Annotated in this window: 20 protein-coding genes and 1 pseudogene; 8 read left to right on the top strand and 13 right to left on the bottom strand. The window is 55.3% G+C overall.

Features of this window, described 5'->3' with window-relative positions; genetic code table 11:
- Window positions 1–39: 39 nt before the first annotated feature.
- Complete coding sequence (locus tag ACP7BO_RS06285; RefSeq protein ID WP_073509666.1) at window positions 40–1,392, bottom strand: GntP family permease; 1,353 nt, start codon at window positions 1,390–1,392, stop codon at window positions 40–42.
- An 85-nt stretch (window positions 1,393–1,477) separates the two neighbouring features.
- Window positions 1,478–2,011, bottom strand: a complete 534-nt coding sequence (locus tag ACP7BO_RS06290) for a gluconokinase (RefSeq protein ID WP_397454538.1) — start codon at window positions 2,009–2,011, stop codon at window positions 1,478–1,480.
- Between the two features lie 228 nt (window positions 2,012–2,239).
- On the opposite strand from ACP7BO_RS06290, the gene ACP7BO_RS06295 reads away from it, so the two are divergent.
- Both ACP7BO_RS06295 and ACP7BO_RS06300 read left to right on the top strand, forming a co-directional pair.
- Complete coding sequence (locus ACP7BO_RS06295; protein ID WP_426209160.1) at window positions 2,240–3,271, top strand: LacI family DNA-binding transcriptional regulator; 1,032 nt, start codon at window positions 2,240–2,242, stop codon at window positions 3,269–3,271.
- Window positions 3,272–3,422: 151 nt separating this feature from the next.
- Window positions 3,423–4,862 (top strand): MFS transporter, encoded by a 1,440-nt coding sequence (locus ACP7BO_RS06300; RefSeq protein WP_426209162.1) that lies wholly within the window; start codon window positions 3,423–3,425, stop codon window positions 4,860–4,862.
- A gap of 54 nt (window positions 4,863–4,916) precedes the next feature.
- Here the strand turns inward: ACP7BO_RS06300 and ACP7BO_RS06305 are convergent, their stop codons facing one another.
- Both ACP7BO_RS06305 and ACP7BO_RS06310 read right to left on the bottom strand, forming a co-directional pair.
- On the bottom strand, window positions 4,917–5,489 hold the full coding sequence (locus ACP7BO_RS06305; protein WP_397457298.1) for a methyl-accepting chemotaxis protein: 573 nt from the start codon (window positions 5,487–5,489) through the stop codon (window positions 4,917–4,919).
- Window positions 5,463–6,236: pseudogene (locus tag ACP7BO_RS06310) on the bottom strand (PAS domain-containing protein); the annotation flags it as partial. The gene ACP7BO_RS06305 and the pseudogene ACP7BO_RS06310, both read right to left, overlap by 27 nt.
- A gap of 591 nt (window positions 6,237–6,827) precedes the next feature.
- On the opposite strand from ACP7BO_RS06310, the gene ACP7BO_RS06315 reads away from it, so the two are divergent.
- Entirely contained in the window at window positions 6,828–7,232 is a 405-nt protein-coding gene (locus ACP7BO_RS06315; protein WP_397454540.1) for a GNAT family N-acetyltransferase, read from the top strand.
- Between the two features lie 82 nt (window positions 7,233–7,314).
- Here ACP7BO_RS06315 and def read toward each other — a convergent pair whose 3' ends face one another.
- The 3 genes from def to ACP7BO_RS06330 all read right to left on the bottom strand — a co-directional run bounded on the left by def (window position 7,315) and on the right by ACP7BO_RS06330 (window position 9,183).
- Window positions 7,315–7,854 (bottom strand): peptide deformylase, encoded by a 540-nt coding sequence (gene def, locus ACP7BO_RS06320; protein ID WP_397454541.1) that lies wholly within the window; start codon window positions 7,852–7,854, stop codon window positions 7,315–7,317.
- A 2-nt stretch (window positions 7,855–7,856) separates the two neighbouring features.
- Complete coding sequence (locus ACP7BO_RS06325; RefSeq protein ID WP_060694562.1) at window positions 7,857–8,810, bottom strand: YihY/virulence factor BrkB family protein; 954 nt, start codon at window positions 8,808–8,810, stop codon at window positions 7,857–7,859.
- Between the two features lie 181 nt (window positions 8,811–8,991).
- Complete coding sequence (locus ACP7BO_RS06330) at window positions 8,992–9,183, bottom strand: CsbD family protein (RefSeq protein ID WP_397454542.1); 192 nt, start codon at window positions 9,181–9,183, stop codon at window positions 8,992–8,994.
- Between the two features lie 200 nt (window positions 9,184–9,383).
- On the opposite strand from ACP7BO_RS06330, the gene ACP7BO_RS06335 reads away from it, so the two are divergent.
- A complete protein-coding gene (locus ACP7BO_RS06335; protein WP_003440740.1) occupies window positions 9,384–9,764 on the top strand; it encodes a hypothetical protein in 381 nt (126 codons plus the stop codon).
- A gap of 159 nt (window positions 9,765–9,923) precedes the next feature.
- On the opposite strand, the gene fadD1 is transcribed toward ACP7BO_RS06335, so the two are convergent.
- Both fadD1 and fadD2 read right to left on the bottom strand, forming a co-directional pair.
- Window positions 9,924–11,615 (bottom strand): long-chain-fatty-acid--CoA ligase FadD1, encoded by a 1,692-nt coding sequence (fadD1, locus tag ACP7BO_RS06340; protein ID WP_073509662.1) that lies wholly within the window; start codon window positions 11,613–11,615, stop codon window positions 9,924–9,926.
- Between the two features lie 360 nt (window positions 11,616–11,975).
- The gene (gene fadD2 / locus ACP7BO_RS06345; protein ID WP_426209166.1) at window positions 11,976–13,664 is read right to left on the bottom strand and encodes a long-chain-fatty-acid--CoA ligase FadD2; all 1,689 of its coding nucleotides are present in this window, start codon (window positions 13,662–13,664) and stop codon (window positions 11,976–11,978) included.
- Window positions 13,665–13,872: 208 nt separating this feature from the next.
- Between fadD2 and ACP7BO_RS06350 the strand changes: the two genes are divergently transcribed.
- A complete protein-coding gene (locus tag ACP7BO_RS06350) occupies window positions 13,873–14,817 on the top strand; it encodes a lysophospholipase (protein ID WP_426209168.1) in 945 nt (314 codons plus the stop codon).
- 70 nt (window positions 14,818–14,887) lie between these two features.
- Complete coding sequence (locus tag ACP7BO_RS06355) at window positions 14,888–15,358, top strand: MaoC family dehydratase (protein WP_060694572.1); 471 nt, start codon at window positions 14,888–14,890, stop codon at window positions 15,356–15,358.
- A gap of 59 nt (window positions 15,359–15,417) precedes the next feature.
- Here the strand turns inward: ACP7BO_RS06355 and ACP7BO_RS06360 are convergent, their stop codons facing one another.
- On the bottom strand, window positions 15,418–15,885 hold the full coding sequence (locus ACP7BO_RS06360; RefSeq protein WP_397454547.1) for a PA2169 family four-helix-bundle protein: 468 nt from the start codon (window positions 15,883–15,885) through the stop codon (window positions 15,418–15,420).
- 208 nt (window positions 15,886–16,093) lie between these two features.
- Between ACP7BO_RS06360 and ACP7BO_RS06365 the strand changes: the two genes are divergently transcribed.
- Window positions 16,094–16,330: a DUF3820 family protein gene (locus tag ACP7BO_RS06365; protein WP_019693207.1), complete on the top strand. Its 237-nt coding sequence runs from the start codon at window positions 16,094–16,096 to the stop codon at window positions 16,328–16,330.
- A 12-nt stretch (window positions 16,331–16,342) separates the two neighbouring features.
- Window positions 16,343–17,536 (top strand): aminotransferase class V-fold PLP-dependent enzyme, encoded by a 1,194-nt coding sequence (locus tag ACP7BO_RS06370; protein ID WP_426209170.1) that lies wholly within the window; start codon window positions 16,343–16,345, stop codon window positions 17,534–17,536.
- 133 nt (window positions 17,537–17,669) lie between these two features.
- Here the strand turns inward: ACP7BO_RS06370 and ACP7BO_RS06375 are convergent, their stop codons facing one another.
- From ACP7BO_RS06375 to zwf, 3 genes are read right to left on the bottom strand one after another with little or no spacing between them, the layout of a single operon-like run.
- Window positions 17,670–18,365 carry a bifunctional 4-hydroxy-2-oxoglutarate aldolase/2-dehydro-3-deoxy-phosphogluconate aldolase gene (locus ACP7BO_RS06375; RefSeq protein ID WP_171970609.1) on the bottom strand — a complete coding sequence of 232 codons (696 nt, stop codon included), beginning with the start codon at window positions 18,363–18,365 and terminating at the stop codon, window positions 17,670–17,672.
- The gene (gene pgl / locus ACP7BO_RS06380) at window positions 18,362–19,075 is read right to left on the bottom strand and encodes a 6-phosphogluconolactonase (protein ID WP_426209173.1); all 714 of its coding nucleotides are present in this window, start codon (window positions 19,073–19,075) and stop codon (window positions 18,362–18,364) included. Before pgl ends, ACP7BO_RS06375 begins: the two co-directional genes overlap by 4 nt.
- Window positions 19,062–20,531: a glucose-6-phosphate dehydrogenase gene (zwf, locus tag ACP7BO_RS06385; protein ID WP_426209175.1), complete on the bottom strand. Its 1,470-nt coding sequence runs from the start codon at window positions 20,529–20,531 to the stop codon at window positions 19,062–19,064. Before zwf ends, pgl begins: the two co-directional genes overlap by 14 nt.
- Between the last annotated feature and the right edge of the window lie 156 nt (window positions 20,532–20,687).

Consider the following 20,687-nt stretch of genomic DNA (forward strand, 5'->3'; position numbering starts at 1 on the left):
CGGGAGCGCGATTGCTCGCTCCCGCACACTCAGAGGGGCTTAAACCACCAGCGACAGCAGCAGGATAAAGATCAAGGCTACGATCGACAGGATGGTTTCCATCGCTGTCCAGGTCTTGAAGGTTTCAGCCACGGTCATGTTGAAGTACTGCTTCACCAGCCAGAAACCCGCATCGTTGACGTGAGACAAAATCAACGAGCCGGCACCTGTTGCCAGTACCAGCAATTCACGGTTCACACCTGGAATCAGGTCCACCACCGGTAACACAATCCCCGCCCCGGTAATAGTCGCGACCGTTGCAGAACCGGTGGCAACACGGATGACCGCTGCCACCAGCCACGCCAGCAGGATCGGCGAAATTTGCGCGTTGACCGCCATGTGGCCGATCACATCACCCACACCGCTGGCTACCAGCATTTGCTTGAAGCCGCCGCCCGCACCAATGATCAGAATGATCGCTGCGGTGGGAGCCAGACTCGCGTCGAGCAACTTCAGAATGCGCTTGGAGTCGATACCCTGCCGGGCGCCGAAGGTGTACAGCGCCAACAGCAATGCCAGCAACAGGGCACTGATCGGGTGACCGATCATGTCCATCCAGCTACGGAAGAAGTTACCGTCCGGCAACGCAACGTCCGCGAACGTCTTGAGCAACATCAGGAATACCGGCAACAGCACGGTGATCAAGGTGATGCTAAAGCTCGGCAGACTGCTGGACTCAGGCTCGCTCGCCAGTTGGTCCATCAATTCCTGAGACGGGTTGCCGGGAATGTATTTGGCGATGAAAGTACCGTAGATCGGGCCGGCAATGATGGCCGTCGGCAAGGCTACGATCAGGCCATACAGGATGGTTTTACCGATATCGGCACCGAATACACCGATGGCCAGCAACGGCCCCGGGTGCGGCGGTACCAGACCGTGTACTGCCGACAAACCGGCGAGCAGCGGGATACCGATTTTAATGATCGAAACCCCGGTACGGCGCGCGACAATAAATACCAGCGGGATCAGCAATACAAAACCGATCTCGAAAAACAGCGGAATACCGACCAAAAACGCGGCAAACATCATTGCCCACTGCACCCGCTCCTTGCCGAATGCACGGATCAGCGTACGGGCAATCTGGTCAGCACCGCCGGAGTCAGCCATCATTTTGCCAAGCATGGTGCCCAGCGCCAGGATGATCCCGACAAAGCCCAGTACGCCGCCAAAACCATCCTGGAACGATTTGATGATCAGGTTGGCAGGCATGCCGGCAGTCAGGCCCAGAAACGCAGAGGCAATGATCAAGGCAATAAAGGGGTGCAGCTTGAATCGGGTGATCAATACGATCAGCCCGATAATGGTCACCACTGCATCAAGCAGCAGAAAGGTGTTGTGGGACATGCCTAGCATGGGGCGTCTCCTGACTTGTTGTTGTTATCAAGTACGTGTGTGCTGCCATTGCCGAGGCGGATAGCGCTGTCTGTCTGCAACAAAATCATGAGGTTACCAACACCGACTGCTCACACCACCAGTCACGGGCAGCGTGTGCCAACTGGTCGATGTCCATCTGTGCAGCATTCAATGTCAGCACCAGAGGCTCATCGGCTGGCGATTCAAGCGTCGCGAACTGACTGTCGATCAGGGTCTTGGGCATAAAGTGCCCCGGACGATGAGCCACACGATCAGCGGCCACCTCAGGCGTCAGCTCCAGAAACACAAAGCCCAGACCGTCGACAGCATTGCGCAAGCGCTCGCGATAACGCAGCTTGAGGGCCGAACAGGTCAGCACCGGACGCTGGCCCTTGGCAACAGCACGACGCAGTTCATCACACAGGCTGTCGAGCCAGCCGGCACGGTCTTCATCGGTCAGGGGGATACCGGCACTCATCTTTTCAATGTTGGCCGCAGGGTGAAACGCATCGCCTTCAATCGGGGTCGCACCATTAAGCTGGCACAAGGCCTGGCTCACGCTGGACTTGCCGCAGCCGGCAACACCCATGATGACCAGGGCAGTGATAGGTTGACTCATGAAACACCTCAGTCCGTAGACAGCGCTGTCTTTGTTGATGCGTTCAATAGTTGAAAGCAAAGCACAAAGCCTAGGCTACCGACGTCTATTTCTCGTTTTTATGGGGAGACGCGGTGGCGCTCTCGACATACAAAGCTGGGGTAACTGCCCCGGGCGCAATCAGGCAATTGCGGGGATCCCAGGACAGCGCTACCTTAGTGACTTGTTTTTTGTTTGGCAAGCCGCCCGATGACCTCCTTTAAAAACGATAAAAACACCCGAACCACGGGTCGCCCCACCCTTAATGAAGTCGCCCGCCTTGCCGGCGTCAGCCCGATTACCGCCTCGCGGGCCCTGCGCGGGATCAGCAGTGTTGCCACTGAGCTTGCTGAAAAGGTGCGCAAGGCTGCCGACGAACTGAACTATGTGGTCAATCCGGCGGCACGGGCGCTGGCCTCGGCGCAGAGCCATTCCGTGGTGGTGCTGGTGCCATCACTGTCCAACCTGCTGTTTATCGACACGCTCGAAGCTATTCATTCCGTCTTGCGGCCCAAGGGCTTTGAAGTGCTGATCGGCAACTTTCACTACTCCCGGGACGAAGAAGAAAACCTGCTGCGCAACTACATGTCCTACCAGCCACGGGGGTTACTGCTGACAGGTTTTGATCGTTCCGAAAGCTCGCGCCGGATGATCGAGAACAGCAATGTGCCCTGCGTATACATGATGGAACTGGACGCCGCCGCAGGCCTCAATTGCGTAGGCTTTTCACAGATAAAAGCCGGAGAGACCGCTGCACACCACTTGATTTCACGCGGGCGTCGTCGCCTGGCCTATATAGGTGCACAACTTGACCAGCGCACTCTGTTGCGCGGCGAAGGGTATCGCCTCGCCTTGCAGCAAGCCGGCCTGTACAACCCCGATCTTGAAATGCTGACGCCTCGCCCCTCCTCTGTCGGCCTGGGCGGCGAAATGTTTTTGCAGTTGCTGGCCAACCATCCGCAAGTGGATGCCATATTTTTCGGCAATGACGACCTGGCACAGGGCGCCCTGCTGGAAGCCGCGCGCATCGGCATTAAAATCCCCGGGCAAATTGCCATCCTGGGATTCAACGATCTGCCCTCCTCCGAGTTTATGGTGCCGCGCCTCAGCAGCATTCGCACACCGCGAGAAGCCATTGGCCGTCACGCCGCCGAGCAGATGCTCACTTTGATGGCAGGAAACCGGGTCGCCAATCCGATCCAGGACATGGGCTTTGACTTGATGGTGCGTGAAAGTACTTAGGTCCGGTAAAGCAGTCGCAGCATAAAGCACTAATTTGTAACCACTTATGGCAACAAGACGCTGAATTTCTTCAGTCCGGGCCCAAACTTAACAAGCAATAACCTTAGTAAGCGAACTACCCTTTCTGACTTATAGAAAGGGAAGTTCGCCAATGCCTGAAGTCTCCTCTACCTACACTGCCGGACCCGCTTCGCCAGCGGACGGAATTGATCCTTCCCGTGCGGCCTGGATCAGCGCACGCATTGATCGCCTGCCTGCCGTGGCCAGTGTCTGGAAATTAGTGGCCCTGCTTTCAATAGGCGGATTTTTTGAGCTTTATGACCTGTTCCAGACGGCCTATATAAGCCCGGGCCTGATTCGCGACGGTATTTTCGCGACGGGGGCACAAGGGGTGTTCGGCTTTTCGGATCAGGCCGCTTTCGCCTCGGCCACTTTTCTTGGCCTGTTCCTTGGCGCCAGCATGCTCAGCCCCTTGGCCGACCGCTTCGGACGGCGCGCCATTTTCACCTTCGCCTTGATCTGGTACACCATCGCCACTGTTTTGATGGGCGTTCAGAGTTCGGCACTGGGTATCATCCTCATGCGTTTCCTGGTGGGCATTGGCCTGGGGATTGAACTGGTCACGATTGACGCCTACCTGTCAGAACTGGTGCCCAAGCGCATGCGCAGTTCTGCTTTTGCCTTTGCGTTCTTTATCCAGTTCTTGTCAGTACCGGCCGTGGCATTGATGTCCTGGTGGCTGGTACCACAGGCGCCGTTTGGAATTTCGGGCTGGCGCTGGGTGGTATTGGCCAGTGCAGTGTTTGCGCTGTTTATCTGGTGGTTACGCTCAAGCCTGCCTGAGTCCCCACGCTGGCTCGCGCAAAGAGGTCGCTTTGAAGAGGCCAATAAAATCCTGGGTGACCTGGAATCGCGCTGCCTGCGCGATCATAAACAGCCATTGGATATTCCAGAGCCCGAACCCGTGAACCTTGAGGGTGAAGGGCGCTTTGCCGATATCTGGAAACCGCCGTACCGCCGACGCGCCATCATGCTGATCGTGTTCCACGTATTTCAGGCCATCGGGTTTTTCGGGTTCGGCAACTGGTTGCCCGCATTGATTTCAGGTCAGGGAGTCAGCGTCACCCACAGCTTGATGTATGCCTTCATCATTACCCTGGCCTACCCTCTGGGGCCGCTGCTGTTCATGCGCTTCGCCAACCGCTTTGAAAACAAATGGCAGATTGTCGGCTCGGCACTGGGAGCCATGATTTTCGGTACCTTGTTTGCGTTTCAGACCAGCGCCTTGGGCCTGGTCTTTTGTGGGGTGATGATCACCTTCTGTAACGCATGGCTGAGCTTCAGCTACCACTCCTATCAAAGCGAACTGTTCCCCACCAACATCCGGGCACGCGCCGTCGGCTTTTGCTATTCCTTCAGCCGTCTGTCCACTGTATTCAGCAGCTTGTTGGTCGGTATTTTCCTGGAGCACTTCGGCACCCCGGGAGTTTTGGCGTTCATCGTCAGCAGCATGCTCATCGTGATGATTACCATCGGCGGTTTTGGCCCGCGCACCCGCAACCTGGCGCTGGAGAACATTGCCCATCGCTAAGAACCATAGGGGCTTGGGCAGCGAGTACGCAGCAATCGAGGGAGTGATTGGGCTTTAGTGCAACTGCAAGGTCGAATTGAACTGGCTGATGGCATCTACCACATGCCTGGAGCCCTGCTGGATCTCCAGAATCGCTTCGCCAGCCTCGTTCGCCAGCGAAACCCCCAGCCCGGTCCGGCTCAGGCTCGACTGCATGCTGTTCACCGCGCTCAGTGACAAATCATGGTTCTTGCGTACCACCTCGACAATTTCCACCGTTGCCGCGCTGGTACGTGCCGCCAGGCTTCTGACCTCATCGGCGACCACTGCAAAGCCCCGTCCGTGCTCGCCGGCCCTGGCCGCTTCAATCGCGGCATTGAGTGCCAATAGGTTGGTCTGGTCGGCAATACCGCGAATGGTCTGCACGATTTTGCCAATGATGTCGGACTGCTTGCTCACCGCATCAATGCTTTGCGCGGCTTCATTGAGATCTTTGGAGATGGCTTCGATGATCTGTACGGTTTGCTGAACCACCTGCGAGCCCTTCTGTGCACAGGCGTCGTTTTGTACCGAGGTGCTATGGGCCGATTCGGCGGCGGTTTGCAGGCTGGTCACTTGAGCGGTGATGTCGCTGGCGAACTTCACCACTTTATACAGTCGACCCTTGGCATCAAAAATCGGGTTGTAGGACGCCTCCAGGAAAACCGTATGACCGTATTTATCAACCCGTTCAAAGCGCCTGGAGTGATATTCGCCACGGTTCAGAGAAGCCCAAAATGCTTTATACCCGGCTGACTCGCTCTCACTGCGCAGGCAGAACATGCTGTGATGCTGGCCTACAATCTCAGCCAATGAGTAATGCATGGTGTCGATAAAGTTCTGGTTGGCGGTGATGACATGACCGTCAGGAGAGAATTCAACCATCGCCATGGCGCGGCTCAACGCATTCACAATACTTTGGTTTTCATGCTCTTTATTGATTCGTTCAGTAATGTCGGAAGCCACTTTCAATACCCGGACAACTTCACGATTCTGGCCTGTAATCGGCATATAACTGGCTTCGAGCCAAATCTCGCGACCGGCTTTATCAAGCCGCAAGAAAGTGCCACTCACGGGTACACCGCTCGCAAGTCCGCTCCAGAACTGCGCGTACTCTTGACCCCGAAGATAGTCCGGCTCACAAAAAAGGCGGTGATGTTTTCCGCGAATCTCGTCGGCTGAATAGCCCATGACGCGACAGAAGTTTTCGTTGGCATCCAGAATGACACCTTCGGGCGTGAACTCGATCATTGCCATGGAGCGATCAACGGCCATCAATTTGGCCTTGATATCATCCAGAGAACCGCTAAGGCGCTGGTTCTCGAGCAGATCGGCTTTGCGGTGCAAATTGAACATGGCGAAATCCCGAAAGATGCTTTCTATTGATAATTCAAACGCGTCAAGACACAACAATGACTGTGTCTGTAGCCCTTAATATAGAGTCGTTCGCACTTCGGGGATGTTAGATAAAGTTGCTCGGCCCCAAGACCTGAAGCATAGCCAACCAAATAAAGCGTGCAAGCAAATCGCCACCAGCCTGCGACAAAGCGCTCACCGGTGAAAAATAATCCAATTGGACGAGGCGGGAATTGAAAACAGAAGGAGCCCGGGCTACGGGCCCCTGTCAATCACTCAGTGGCCAAACAATCCGACTTCGGATTTTTTGGTTTTCTTGTCTGCGCGTTTCTCATCGGCTGTTTTAGCCGGTTTCTTCTTCGCGGCTTTCTTTGAATCCATGCCTTTGGCCATTTTAAGCGCTCAACTGTTCAGGGGTGTGGTCACAGGTATAACACCGATCCATGGCTAACTAATATTTAAAATCCTTTATTCAAAAAACCACGACAAATAAAGCCTTTTAATTGCCAATAAGCGGCAATAGCCAAGGTTTAATAAGTTTAAGCCCTCATTTGTTTATACTGGCGCCCCCCTGTTCAAGCCTGTGGACTTATGACTGCCATTACTTATTCTTTGCTCGAAGCGCCGCTGTGGCCTTTGATGAACAAGTTTTACCGCGCTCACCAATCGTCGATGAAAGCGAGCAAGGACGCTCAATTGTGGGTAGCCCGCCAGGAACAGATCATCGCCGGGTTATGCCTTCGGCCTATGGCCAGCGGCTACTGGTTGACCGGCCTGTTTGTCGATCCGGCAGTGCGCGGGCAAGGCATAGCGGCAGCACTGGTCAACGCGGCAATTTCATCGTGCGAAGGGACGGTCTGGTTGTTCTGCGACCCCGAACTGCAAGGGTTCTATGAAAAGCTGGGGTTCGGTCTGGATGTCGACTTGCCGCATGCCCTGCATGAGCGGCTGGTCCGCTATCAACGCAACAAGGCGATGATAGCGATGGGCCGTTGAACCCGATGCCCCTGCAGGAGCGAGCTTTTCGAAGCGCTTTCAAAGAGCTCGCGAGCAAGCTCGCTCCTACAAGGTAGGGCAGTTATTCTCCGGCGCCCGGCTCCAGATCCGGAAACAAGACTTCAATAAAACCAAATTTGCTGAAGTCCTTGATGCGCGACGGATACAGACGACCGATCAGGTGGTCGCATTCATGCTGCACCACTCGTGCATGAAAACCTTCTGCCACACGTACGATCGGTTCACCTTTAGGCGTGAAGCCTTCGTAACGGATCTTTTGAAAACGCTCGACTGTCCCGCGCAAACCAGGCACCGACAGGCAGCCTTCCCAATCTTCTTCAAGCGCAGGACTGAGCGGGGTGATCAACGGATTGATCAGGATGGTTTGTGGTACGGCCTCAGCATCCGGGTAGCGCTCGCTGTGCTCGAAACCGAAGATCACCATTTGCAGGTCAACGCCAATCTGCGGAGCCGCCAGCCCGACACCGCCCGCGTGCTCCATGGTTTGCAACATGTCGTCCAGTAACTGCCAGAGTTCCGGGGTATCGAACATGTGCTCCGGCACAGGCTGAGCGACACGCAGTAAACGCTCATCGCCCATTTTCAGAATTTCACGAATCATAGTCAGGCTTCATCTGGAGTGGATGGAATGGAATGGTCACGCCCCAGCCCGGAGACGTGTTGCTTGGGATCAGGGTCGTCGGATCCATCGAAGGTTTTTTCGCCCGGATCCTTGCCCTCTGCCGACATGTGCTCGATCACGGCGTTCATTTCAGCCCCCAGCAGCAGCACCGCGGCGGAAATGTAGAAATACAGCAACAGCACGATAATTGCACCGATGCTGCCATACATGGCGTTGTAGTCAGCAAAGGTTTTGACATAAAAGGCAAAGCCCAACGAAGCCACGATCCACACCACCACCGCCAGCACCGAGCCTGGGGTGATGAAACGGAATTTTTGCTCCACATCCGGCATCACGTAATACATTACCGCCACCGCCACCATCATCAGCAATACGATCACGGGCCAACGCAGGATGGTCCATAGCGTCACAACGAAATCTTCGAGCCCCACCTGCCCTGCCAGCCAGCTCATGACCTGCGGCCCGAGTACCATCAACGCGGCAGCCGCCAGTAGCATGCCGGCAATACCGATGGTGTAAAAAATCGACAGCGGAAAGCGCTTCCAGATCGGCCGGCCTTCGACTACATCGTAGGCAGCATTCATCGCGCTCATCATTAGCCGTACACCGGCCGAAGCGGTCCACAAGGCAATGACGATACCCACCGACAGCAACCCGCCCTTGGACTGCTGCAACTGATCAATGACCGGGTTGACCTGCTCCAGCGCCTGGGGCGGCAGTACCAGTTCGGATTGCAGTCGCAACCAGGTGAAAAAGTCGGGCAGATGCAGGAAGCCGATCAAGGCAATCAAAAACAGAATGAAGGGAAATAACGAAAACAGCATTTGATAGGCCAGCGCCGAGGCGTAGGTCGACATTTCGTCGTCGATAAACTCCTTTACCGTACGGATCAGGACTTTGCCTATCGGCAGGCCATTCAAGACCGGGAAAAACATAGCGTCTCCTTTCGCCGCTTGGAAATTGAGTTCTACAAGCCAGCCAACAGCTTAAGGTAGGGGTTGTACCTCAAATGTAGCCGCGTTGGCGACTTTGGAAACACTTATGCAAAAACGGCCATCACCAGGATGGCCGTTCATTTCGCAGCAGGCGCCCGACGCGCCTCATGCAATTAGCCTGTCAGGCCTTGTCTACGGTTTTCTTGACCGCATCTTTCACTTTGCCTACAGCCTGCTGGCCTTCGCCTTTGAGCTCTTGAGCCTTACCTTCAGTACGCAGCTTGTCATTGTCGGTCGCTTTACCGACTGCTTGTTTGACATTACCTACCGCTTCGTTCGCTTTGCCTTTGATCTTATCGCCAGTGCTGCTCATGGGATTTCTCCTGATGAAATTTCGGATGTCATTACATCGACAGAATCATTGACTCGTCCGCCACCAAGAGAGTTTCATTTATTTTCAGGCCATCATTTCGTCGTTCCGAGCAGGTTGAGCTTTATGTTTGCCGCCTAACCCCCGAGAATGCGCAACGTATTCAGGCTATGGCGCTGAAGATCAGCAATTGTAGGAAGGTTATGAAACTCGATAAAAAGCTGGCCATTGCCCGCAGAAACCAGGAACTCGGCGGCGCGGTGCTTGGCGTCAACAACTGCCATTTCGCCACACTGAACACCAACAAGAACATCTGGTGGTTCGATATCCCTCTGGCTCGACTGGCCGTCGGCCAGTACGAATGGGTGCATCTGCTGCTGCACACCCCAAGTACCGATGAACTGCTGCACTTGAAAGTAACGACTGCATTCCTGCGTGAGAAACGCGAAGGTATGGTGGTACGCGCGACGCACAAGCGTACGCCAACCATGAGCCTTGAGCTGAGCGCGGACAAAGACTCCTTCCTGCAAGATGTGCGTCCGACAGGCACAGGCGTCAATTTCTCGCAGTTTCTACAGAAATAACCACTCAAACCCGGCAGGAGCGCTCTTGCTCGCAATGAAATCGATGCAGTGGATCAGACACTGCGCGGCCTGAATCGCGAGCAACCTCCTGCAGAGTGGCGGACACCAGCTAAAACAACAAAGCCCCGCAATGCGGGGCTTTGTTGTTTGCGGAGCAACTTACTTTTTAAGGCCCAGCTTCTTCATTTCTTCGTCACGCAACTCACGACGCAGGATTTTGCCTACGTTAGTGGTCGGCAAACTGTCACGGAACTCGACGATTTTCGGCGCTTTATAAGCGGTCAGGTTAGCGCGCATATGCGCCATCACCTGCTCTTTGGTCAGGGTCATGCCCGGCTTGACCACGATAAACACCTTGATCAGCTCGCCGGTTTTTTCATCTGGAATACCAATCGCCGCTGATTGAAGCACCTCAGGCAGGGAGGCCATTACATCTTCCAGCTCGTTCGGGTACACGTTGAAGCCAGAGACCAGAATCATGTCTTTCTTGCGATCAACAATGCGCATATAGCCATCAGGTTGAATAACCGCGATATCACCGGACTTCAACCAGCCTTCGCTGTCCATGATCTCGGCGGTGGCATCAGGACGCTCCCAATACCCTTTCATCACCTGCGGGCCTTTGATGCACAGCTCGCCGACTTCACCCAGCGGCAGCTCTTCACCCGCATCGTTGATGACTTTGCACAGGGTCGAAGGCATCGGAATGCCAATAGTACCGATCTGAATATTTTGAATCGGGTTGACCGAAGCCACCGGGCTGGTCTCAGTCATGCCGTAACCTTCACAGATCGCACAACCGGTTACAGTCTTCCAGCGCTCGGCCACAGAGAGTTGCAAAGCCATGCCGCCCGACAACGTTACTTTCAGCGACGAGAAGTCCAGCTTGCGGAAACCCTCGTTGTTGCACAGCGCAATAAACAGGGTGTTAAGGCCCACGAAGCCGGTGAACTTCCACTTCGACAGTTCTTTAACCATCGCAGGCAGGTCGCGCGGGTTGCTGATCAATACGTTGTGATTGCCCAGCAGCATCATCGCCATGCAATGAAAGGTGAACGCGTAGATGTGGTAAAGCGGCAATGGCGTAATCAGGATTTCACAACCTTCATTAAGGTTGGAGCCCATCAGCGCCTTGCACTGCAACATGTTGGCGATCAGGTTGCGATGGGTCAGCATTGCCCCCTTCGCCACCCCGGTGGTACCGCCAGTGTATTGCAGTACAGCGACGTCACTGCTGGCCGGGTGGGCCTCGTTCACTGGCTGGCCATGCCCCTTGCTCAGCACATCATTGAACTTGATGGCCTTGGGCAAGTGATAGGCCGGGACCATTTTTTTCACGTATTTGATAACACTGTTGATCAACACGCGCTTGAAGGGCGATAGCAAGTCAGCCACTTCAGTGACAATCACATGCTTGATCGAAGTCTGCGGCACGACCTTTTCGGCCAGGTGCGCCATGTTCGCCAGGCATACCAGGGCCTTGGCGCCGGAGTCATTAAACTGGTGTTCCATTTCCCGCGCGGTATACAGCGGGTTGGTGTTGACCACGATCAAGCCGGCGCGGATGGCTCCGAACACAGCGATCGGGTATTGCAGCAAGTTGGGCAACTGCACGGCGATCCGGTCGCCGGGTTGCAGATCGGTGTGCTGCTGCAGGTAGGCAGCAAAAGCACCAGACTGCTCGTAAAGCTCACCGTAAGTGATGGTTTTACCGAGGTTGCTAAAGGCTGGTTTATCAGCAAAACGCTGGCAAGATTGGCGCAACACCGTCTGAATATTAGGGTATTCGTCCGGGTTGATTTCAGCAGCAATCCCAGCTGGGTACTTATCCTTCCAAAAGCCGTCAATCATGGAAGCCCGCTCCTCAGCGTTGCGAATTCTTCACCGCATTTTATGCGGTTATTATTTGTTTGATTTTGTAATGGATAATTCTGGCTTTTTACTTATCGAGAAGTCACAAAGCGCGCCGAGAGTAGCAGCTTTGCCAGAGGCCGCCTAGAGCCAAAAATGCCCCCCAGAGTCACAAACCTGACTGTAGGACAATCCAAAGTCATCATTAGTACAAAAACTCTATTGACGCTAAAACCTCTCTATCCCGGGCATTACAGCCAACCTTGCAGGGATTTCAATCAAACACTGCACATTGTTATAGACGAATAAAAACGCCCGCTTGCTCAAAGCAAACGGGCGTTTGTCGCTAGGCTGAACGAATCAGGCGTTATCACGTAACTCTCGACGCAGGATTTTACCCACGGCGGTCATGGGCAAAGCATCACGAAAGACGATCTGCTTGGGCACTTTATAAGCGGTGAAGTTCTCTTTGCAGTACGCCTGGAGTTCTTCAACATTAACCCCGCCTGCGCGCGCAACCACAAACAGTTTGACCGCCTCCCCGGTGCGCTCGTCAGGTACGCCGATCACCGCGCAACTCGCCACCTTCGGGTGGGCCATCACGATGTCTTCGATTTCATTGGGGTACACATTGAAGCCTGAAACGATAATCAGGTCTTTTTTGCGATCGACAATGCGCACGAATCCGTCGGGATCAATCACCGCAATATCCCCCGTCCTGAACCACCCCTCAGCGTCCAGCACTTCAGCGGTTGCCTGCGGATTTTGCCAGTAGCCCTTCATGACCTGCGGGCCTTTGACACATAGCTCGCCGCTTTCACCCAAGCCCAGGTCGCTGCCGTCATCGCCGACTACTTTCATCGCCGTGCCCGGAACAGGCATGCCCACGGTCCCCAGCCTTGCCAGAGAACCGCACGGGTTGGCGCTGGCCACAGGCGAAGTTTCAGTCAGACCATAGCCCTCTACGATGCGGCACCCCGTGAGTTTTTCCCAACGCTCAGCCGTAGCCCTGACCAGTGCGGTGCCGCCCGAATTGGTGATTTTAAGTCCCGAGAAATCCACACTCTTGAAGTCCGGGTGGTCCATGAGCGCGACAAACAGGGTATTGAGCCCCAGAAACGCGGTGAATCGCCAGTTCTTCAACTCCTTGATGAAACCTTTGATATCACGCGGGTTGGTGATCAGGATGTTGTGGTTACCAGTGACCATCATCCCCATGCAATTAGCCGTGAATGCATAGATATGGTAGAGCGGCAAAGGCGCCACCATGATCTCGCGACCGTCTCTGAGGAAGGGTTGGCCATCTTCGTCCAGTTGGGAAAGACAAGCGCGGACCTGCAGCATGTTGGCGACCAGATTGCCATGACTGAGCATTGCCCCTTTGGGCAGCCCCGTGGTGCCTCCGGTGTATTGAATGACGGCGGTATCATCCAGTGTCACCGGCACCGGGTGGATGACCTGGCCAGCCCCACGGTGCAACACACTTTTAAACCCAATGGCCTGGGGCAGTTGATAGGCCGGCACCAGCTTTTTGACCTTGTCGACCACCAGGTTGGTGATCCAGCCTTTGGCTGCCGGCATCATGTCGCCCATTCTGGCTTCAATCAGGTAATCGATTTCGGTATCTGCCAGCACTTCCTGCACACGTTTGCCAAACATATTCAAATACACCAGCGCCCTGATTCCGGCACTTTTGAACTGGTGGCGCATCTCGCGCGAGGTGTACAGGGGGTTGGTATTGACCACTATCAGGCCTGCACGCAACGCACCAAATACCGCGATCGGGTACTGCAGGACATTGGGCATTTGTACGGCAATGCGGTCGCCGGGCTTGAGGTCTGTGCAGTTTTGCAGATAACCGGCGAACGCTGCGCTGTAGCGCTCCAGTTCGGCATAAGTGATGGTCACACCCAAATTGCTGAAGGCCGGGCGATCTGCAAATTTCTTGCAGGAGCGTTCAAACACATCTACGACCGATCTGAAGGCCGTCATATCAATATCCAGTGGTACACCGGCAGGACGTTTGTCGTTCCAGAAATCAGGTTGCATTATTTTTATCCTCGTACCTGAGTATGTCTGGCCGCTTCTCTGGGCGTCGAAAAGCGGAGCTAACGGACGTTAACAGTTATCAAGTTGTAGGCAAATACAGCGATATTCGCCATTTACATCTTGAATCTTATTACTGCGGCATAGCGGGTTAAGTGGCTTGACTGCGAATGCGCTATACACTGCTCCTACTCCGTGTAAAGGAATGGCCATGATTCATGAGACTTTCTGGCTGGACGCGAATGACCGCAGCGGCCTGTTCGTTAACCAGTGGCTGCCTGCCAGCACCCCCAAGGCCATTGTGTTGCTTGCCCATGGCATGGCCGAACACAGCGCCAGATACGCGCGCCTGGGGCAGGTTCTGTGTGATGCCGGCTTTGGTCTTTATGCCCATGACCAGCGCGGCCACGGCAAGACAGGTGAACGCGGAACATTGGGCTACTTCGCTGACGAAGATGGCTGGTGCGCGGTAGTCAGTGATGTCGCCAGTCTTAATCAGCACATTGGCCAGGCCCATCCAGGGCTGCCGACTTTTCTGCTCGGCCACAGCATGGGCAGTTATATCGCCCAGGCTTATTTGCTGCACCACAGCAACAGTTTGCAGGGTGCGATTCTGAGCGCCTCCAACTTCCAGCCCGTCGCCCTGTATCGCAGCGCCAGCCTGATAGCCCGCATGGAACGTTGGCGCCAGGGTCCAAAAGGGCGCAGTGCGCTGATCGAATGGCTGTCTTTTGGCTCGTTCAATAAAGCGTTCAAACCCAATCGCACCCAATATGACTGGCTAAGCCGTGATCCGGCCGAAGTCGACGCCTACGCCAGCGACCCCTTGTGCGGGTTCCGTTGCACCAATCAACTGTGGATTGACCTGCTGGGCGGCTTGCAGCAAATCAGCAAAGCGTCCAACCTCGCTCAGATTGATCCCGCCCTGCCCTTGCTGGTGATGGGTGGCGCCTGTGATCCGGTGAGTGAAGGCAAGCGCCTTGAGGACCTGGCCCGGGCGTTGCGCAAAGCAGGCAGTCTGCATTTGCAACTCAATATCTACCCGCAGGCACGGCATGAACTGTTCAATGAAACAAACCGTGACCAAGTGATGGCAGACGTTGTCGAATGGCTGAACCAGGCATTGCTTCACGCTCGTCCGCCACACAGCGAATAGCTCGACCATCTAAAAAATACTTTAAAATCAAAAACTTGAAATTAAACACTCGTCACAGGACATGCGCTAGATGACTCAGGTTACCAACACCCCGTACGAAGCCCTCGAAGTCGGTCAGACTGCCAGCTACAGCAAAACCGTCGAAGAGCGTGATATTCAGCTTTTTGCGGCCATGTCCGGTGACCACAACCCGGTGCACCTCGATCCGGAATTTGCCGCTGCGACCATGTTCAAAGAGCGCATTGCCCACGGCATGTTCAGTGGCGCGCTGATCAGCGCAGCCGTGGCATGCGAGCTGCCTGGCCCGGGCACTATTTATGTCGGCCAGCAGATGAGCTTCCAGAAACCGGTAAAAATTGGCGACACCCTCACCGTGCGTCTGGAAATTCTCGAGAAAATGCCGAAATTCCGCGTCCGTATCGCGACCCGCGTTTTCAATCAACGCGATGAAATCGTGGTCGACGGTGAAGCCGAAATCATTGCCCCGCGCAAGCAACAAACCGTGACCCTGCCGGTGTTGCCGGCGATCAGCATCGGCTGACTTGCAAACATAAAAAAAACGCCGGCTAGCCGGCGTTTTTTTATGGGGTCACGCGGTACTCAGGATTGAGCACGAACCCGGTTGCGCAAGGCTTTAACTTCATCGTGATTGCGCTGTACACCTTGAAGCTGGCGCACAACCAGATCACGAATGTGCAGCAGTTGGTGCTTGTCGATTTTTTCCAGGGCTTCTTTATAAGCCTTCAGCGCATGGTCTTCGCCGCGCTCGGCTTCATTAAGTACCGCCTCTTCACCCTTGCCGGTAAAGATGGATTTCACATCGACCCAGCGACGGTGCAAGTCACCCGCCACACTGGTGCTGGTCTCCGGCTCGCCACCCAGTGAGCGAACAGCACTCTGCAATTCAGCAGCGGCTGTAGCGCAATCGGCAGAGCGCTTGACGAAAAAGGCCTTCAGATCCTGTTGCTTGATATCTTCAGCACAGGATTTGAATCCCTCCTGACCATCTTTACTGGTTTCGATCAAATCGTTCAGGACAGAGATGGCTTCTTTATTAAGGTCAGTCATTGTTCAATTCCTTACAAGGTTGAGGATCGTGCAATAGGTATTGCAGAGCTCGTGCCAGTTATAGAATTTAAAAAATTACATATATATCAATGACTTATAAAAAACAGCTATTTCTGTATCCGGTTTATTTGCATGATCTGTCAATTGGCCTGCATGCAAAATGCCTGTATTTTTCATCCCGTTGATCCACGTGCCCGAAGGCTGTTGCATGAACCCCGAAAAACTCGAACTGCTGGTGACTCGCGAAATGCCATTCGGCAAATACAAAGGCCGAATCATCGCCGACCTCCCGGGCCAGTACCTGAACTGGTTTGCCCGCGAAGGCTTTCCACACGGCGAATTGGGCGGCCTTCTGGCCCTGATGCAAGAAATCGATCACAACGGTCTGTCGGACCTGCTCGACCCGTTGCGCGCCAAACACGGAAAACCCAAACCTCGCCACTGATAGAGTTGCCTCATGCCAAGGATTGAAGAGAACGCCCGCAATGAAGACTTCTGGCACGCTATCGCCGAGCGCTATGACATGGCACCCGGCCCGGTCAATCTGGAAAACGGCTACTTCGGGCGTATGACCCGGGGAGTTGCCCAGGACTACCAGCGCAATATCGACTTTATCAACCGCAACAACTCGGTGCATGTACGCCAGCAATTCGATGGTCCGCAGAACATCGAAATCCGTAATCAGCTGGCCGGGATGCTCGGGGTTGCACACGCCAGTATCGCCCTCACACGTTGCGCTTCGGACGCACTGCAATCGCTGATTGGCAACTACAAGAACTTGCAGCCAGGCGACCAGTTACTGATCAGTGACCTGGAGTACCCCAGCGTCGAATCCGCCATGCGCTGGGTGGCACAGCATCGCGGCCTTGAGATCATCGAAATAGTCCATCAGCACCCCGCGACCCATGACGCCCTGGTGGCCAGCTATCGCGAGGCATTTGAACGTTATCCGCGGATCAAACTGATGGCGCTGACCCACGTCACCCACCGTACCGGCCTGGTTTTGCCGGTGCAGGCGATTGTCGAAGCGGCCAATGCTCACGGGGTGGACGTGGTACTGGATGGCGCCCATGCGCTCGGCCAGATCGAGTTTGACCTGCCGGCGCTGGGCGTGGCCTTTGCTGGCTACAACCTGCATAAATGGATTGGCGGGCCTCTGACCCTGGGCTTTATGTACATCGACCCGCGGCGCCTGGCAGACATTGCCCCGGACATGGGCAGCCAGCGCTACCCTGAGCCTGACATCCGCACCCGTGCGCCCTACGGCACGGTCAATATTGCGGCATGGCTGACGCTGCCCAAGGTGCTGCAAGAGCACAAGGCATTGGGTGGCGCCAGGGCCAAAGGCGAGCGCCTGAACTACCTGCGAGAGCTATGGGTGAGTGAAGCGCGAAAAATGCCGGGAATCGAAGTACTCACGCCTGACGATCCGCGTTTGCAGTGCGCCATTTCAGCGCTGCGCTTTTCTGGGCTGGAGGATCAAAAGCCGATGGCAGACCGCCTGCTCGAGGACTACAACCTGTTCACCGTAGTGCGCGACGGTTCAGCCTGCGGCAGTTGTATCCGTATCACCGTGGGCTTGAGCACCTCACTGGATGACATCAACCGGTTGATCAGGGCATTGCGCGAGCTTTCCTGCAACCCACTGTAGGAGCGAGGTTGCTCGCGATCTTTTAAAAGCTCGCGAGCTTTCCTACAGTGGGTGCCGGCACCAACAAATTGCGGGCAAAAAAAAGGTGCGCCGACCAAGCGCACCAAAAACCGTAGAACACACAACAAATTCTTTACAGGCTTGAGTCCAGCAGGGCCAGGGCCTCGGCCGTGCATTCCTGGATCCGGGCCCAGTCGCCGTTCTTGATCCACTCGCTGTCGAGCATCCAGCTACCGCCAACACACATGACGTTTTTCAATGCCATGTAGTTGCGAATATTCGCCGGGCTAACACCACCGGTCGGGCAGAACTTCACTTCACCGAAGGGGCCGCCCAGCGCCTTGATCGCCGCCACACCGCCGCTGACTTCAGCCGGGAACAGCTTGAATCGACGGTAACCCAGACCGTAGCCTTCCATAATTCCGGACGCATTGCTGATACCCGGCAGCAGCGGGATATCGCTGGCCACGCTGGCTTCGAGCAAGTCACGGGTAATGCCCGGAGTGACAATAAACTGCGAACCGGCCTCTTCGGCAGCCGCCAGCATGTGCCGGTCCAGCACGGTGCCCGCACCCGTCACCAGCTCGGGCCGTTGCTCGCGCAGAACACGAATGGCCTTGAGTCCGAACTGTGAACGCAGGGTCACTTCAAGTGCCGTCAGACCGCCCGCTGCCAGCGCATCGGCCAGCGGCAAAATGTCTTGCTCACGAGCGATGGTGATCACCGGCAGAATTCGCGCCGAGGCACACAGTTCATCGATCAGGGCGACTTTATCCGCCATCGAAACGTGGGAAGTTTTTATTGTCATGGCAGCTGATCCTTGGCTCATGGGCACCAGTAAATCTCTAACGTAGGTTGCAGAAAGGCACGAATCGGCAAGGCGGCAATATCAGTGCCCGCCAGCGCTTCGTTGAGGGTATTCAATTTGGCCTGCCCTTGAATCGACAGCACCGTGTTCCTGGCGCTCGCCAGCAGGCTGCGGCTCATGCTCAAGCGTTGATGAGGCACGGTCGGTGCCAGCATCGGCCAGCAACGGCGCTCGCCATCCGCCTTCAAGGCTTCAAGCAGATTCGGGCTGTTGGGGAACAGCGATGCGGTATGCCCGTCATCACCCATCCCCAGGATCAGCACATCAATCGGCGGCAACTCGGCCAATGCCCGATCGGCTTGCTCTGCCGCAGCGTCCAGATTGGCTGCAACGTTATACAAGCCGACAAAGCGCGCCTTGGCGCCAGGCCCTTGCAGCAGATGCTTTTTCAGCAGGCCGGCATTGCTGTCGGCGTGTTCGACCGGCACCCAGCGTTCATCAGCAAGGCTGACCACCACTTTGGACCAATCGACCGGTTGCTTGATCAGGCTCTGAAAAAACGCTACCGGACTGCGACCGCCCGATACCACCAGGGTGGCAACCCCTTGGGCACCAATGGCTGCATTCAATTGCTCTGCCACTTTTTTTGCCAGTTCCTCGGCCAGAATCGCCGGGTTCTTGAAGGTGTGCGCGTTGACCCCTTCAGGCAGTTTCAAATCAGATATCGCCATACCAAGACCTCCCGTCCCGCGTAATCAATGCTATGGAGCTCATCGGTCCCCAGGAGCCCGCCGCGTACGGCTTGGGCGCATCACCAGACTTTTTCCAGCCGGCGATCAACTGGTCACACCACTTCCATGCCGCTTCAATTTCGTCCTTGCGCACAAACAGGTTCTGATTGCCGCGCATCACTTCGAGCAACAAACGCTCGTAGGCATCCGGAATCCGCGCACTGCGGTACGTGTCGGAAAAATTCAATTGCAGTGGGCCGCTGCGCAGTTGCATGCCTTTATCCAGGCCCTGCTCTTTGGTCATCACCCGCAAGGAGATACCTTCGTCCGGCTGCAGGCGAATAATCAGCTTGTTGCCGATTTGCAGACGCTGCTCCGGGGCGAAGATGTAGTGCGACGGCTCCTTGAAGTGGATAACGATCTGCGACAGTTTTTGCGGCATGCGTTTGCCAGTGCGCAGATAAAACGGCACACCCGCCCAACGCCAGTTGCGAATATCGGCACGCAGGGCAACAAAGGTTTCGGTATCGCTCTGGGTATTGGAGTTTTCTTCCTCCAGATAACCCGGGACCGACTGCCCTTCGCTGTGACCGGCGATGTATTGGCCACGTACCACCTGGGTGGTCAGGCCCTCAGCGCTGATCGGGGCCAGCGCCTTGAGAACTTTTACTTTCTCGTCACGAATGCTGTCTGCCGACAAGTCCGCAGGCGGATCCATGGCAATCAGGCACAGCAGCTGCAACAAGTGGTTCTGAATCATGTCGCGCAGTTGCCCGGCCTTGTCGAAATAGCCCCAGCGCCCCTCGATACCGACTTTCTCGGCCACGGTGATTTCAACGTGAGAGATGTAGCGCTGGTTCCACTGGGTTTCGAACAGACTGTTGGCAAAGCGCAGGGCGATGAGGTTTTGAACGGTCTCTTTGCCCAGGTAGTGGTCGATGCGGTAAATACGCGTCTCGGGGAAGAACTGCGCTACGGCGTCGTTGACCTTGCGCGACGAGTCAAGGTCCGAACCAATGGGTTTTTCCAGCACCACACGGGTATTTTCAGCCAGACCGACCTTGGACAGGTTCTCGCAAATGGCGCCATACACCGCCGCAGGAGTCGCGAAATACGCAATCAGGGACTGGTCGGTGCCGGCCTGTTCGGCCAGAAGCAAATAATCGTCAGTATTGAGAAAATCTACATGCAGATAGCTCAAACGAGCCAGGAAGCGGGTCAGCGCTTCATCTTCGATTTCCTTGTCGCCCACATACTGGCGCAACTGGCTGTCGATGTGCGCCAGATGCGTGAGGGCGTCGCCCGGCTCACGAGCCAGCGCCAGAATGCGCGTGTCGGCGTGCAACAGCCCGGCGCGATCCAGTTGGTATAAAGCAGGAAACAGCTTGCGCAAGGCTAAATCGCCAAGGGCGCCGAACAAGGCAAAGGTGCACGGTTCAACCGTAATCGAAGGCATGATGTTTGTTCTTTTATCAAGTTAAGCTACAAATACCTTTTTTCAAGGTATCACTCAAGGAAAAATGTAGTAATAAACACAACATTTTCTCAAAATGCAGATTCCTGCTAGTGGTCGTAACAGGCCACAAGTAGGATAGGCCACCTTCCAGAGCCG

The organism is Pseudomonas sp. TWR2-1-1, from assembly GCF_049897045.1.
Classification (GTDB): domain Bacteria; phylum Pseudomonadota; class Gammaproteobacteria; order Pseudomonadales; family Pseudomonadaceae; genus Aquipseudomonas; species Aquipseudomonas versuta.

What these genes read in the sequence shown, in the direction of transcription:
- ACP7BO_RS06315 (WP_397454540.1), top strand. Translation starts at nt 6,828, where the DNA reads ATGACTGCCATTACTTATTCTTTGCTCGAAGCGCCGCTGTGGCCTTTG.
- ACP7BO_RS06365 (WP_019693207.1), top strand. Translation starts at nt 16,094, where the DNA reads ATGAACCCCGAAAAACTCGAACTGCTGGTGACTCGCGAAATGCCATTC.
- ACP7BO_RS06285 (WP_073509666.1), bottom strand. Translation starts at nt 1,392, where the DNA reads ATGCTAGGCATGTCCCACAACACCTTTCTGCTGCTTGATGCAGTGGTG.
- def (WP_397454541.1), bottom strand. Translation starts at nt 7,854, where the DNA reads ATGATTCGTGAAATTCTGAAAATGGGCGATGAGCGTTTACTGCGTGTC.
- pgl (WP_426209173.1), bottom strand. Translation starts at nt 19,075, where the DNA reads ATGGCGATATCTGATTTGAAACTGCCTGAAGGGGTCAACGCGCACACC.
- ACP7BO_RS06355 (WP_060694572.1), top strand. Translation starts at nt 14,888, where the DNA reads ATGACTCAGGTTACCAACACCCCGTACGAAGCCCTCGAAGTCGGTCAG.
- ACP7BO_RS06325 (WP_060694562.1), bottom strand. Translation starts at nt 8,810, where the DNA reads ATGTTTTTCCCGGTCTTGAATGGCCTGCCGATAGGCAAAGTCCTGATC.
- ACP7BO_RS06335 (WP_003440740.1), top strand. Translation starts at nt 9,384, where the DNA reads ATGAAACTCGATAAAAAGCTGGCCATTGCCCGCAGAAACCAGGAACTC.
- ACP7BO_RS06370 (WP_426209170.1), top strand. Translation starts at nt 16,343, where the DNA reads ATGCCAAGGATTGAAGAGAACGCCCGCAATGAAGACTTCTGGCACGCT.
- ACP7BO_RS06290 (WP_397454538.1), bottom strand. Translation starts at nt 2,011, where the DNA reads ATGAGTCAACCTATCACTGCCCTGGTCATCATGGGTGTTGCCGGCTGC.
- fadD2 (WP_426209166.1), bottom strand. Translation starts at nt 13,664, where the DNA reads ATGCAACCTGATTTCTGGAACGACAAACGTCCTGCCGGTGTACCACTG.
- zwf (WP_426209175.1), bottom strand. Translation starts at nt 20,531, where the DNA reads ATGCCTTCGATTACGGTTGAACCGTGCACCTTTGCCTTGTTCGGCGCC.
- ACP7BO_RS06300 (WP_426209162.1), top strand. Translation starts at nt 3,423, where the DNA reads ATGCCTGAAGTCTCCTCTACCTACACTGCCGGACCCGCTTCGCCAGCG.
- ACP7BO_RS06360 (WP_397454547.1), bottom strand. Translation starts at nt 15,885, where the DNA reads ATGACTGACCTTAATAAAGAAGCCATCTCTGTCCTGAACGATTTGATC.
- fadD1 (WP_073509662.1), bottom strand. Translation starts at nt 11,615, where the DNA reads ATGATTGACGGCTTTTGGAAGGATAAGTACCCAGCTGGGATTGCTGCT.
- ACP7BO_RS06295 (WP_426209160.1), top strand. Translation starts at nt 2,240, where the DNA reads ATGACCTCCTTTAAAAACGATAAAAACACCCGAACCACGGGTCGCCCC.
- ACP7BO_RS06330 (WP_397454542.1), bottom strand. Translation starts at nt 9,183, where the DNA reads ATGAGCAGCACTGGCGATAAGATCAAAGGCAAAGCGAACGAAGCGGTA.
- ACP7BO_RS06375 (WP_171970609.1), bottom strand. Translation starts at nt 18,365, where the DNA reads ATGAGCCAAGGATCAGCTGCCATGACAATAAAAACTTCCCACGTTTCG.
- ACP7BO_RS06350 (WP_426209168.1), top strand. Translation starts at nt 13,873, where the DNA reads ATGATTCATGAGACTTTCTGGCTGGACGCGAATGACCGCAGCGGCCTG.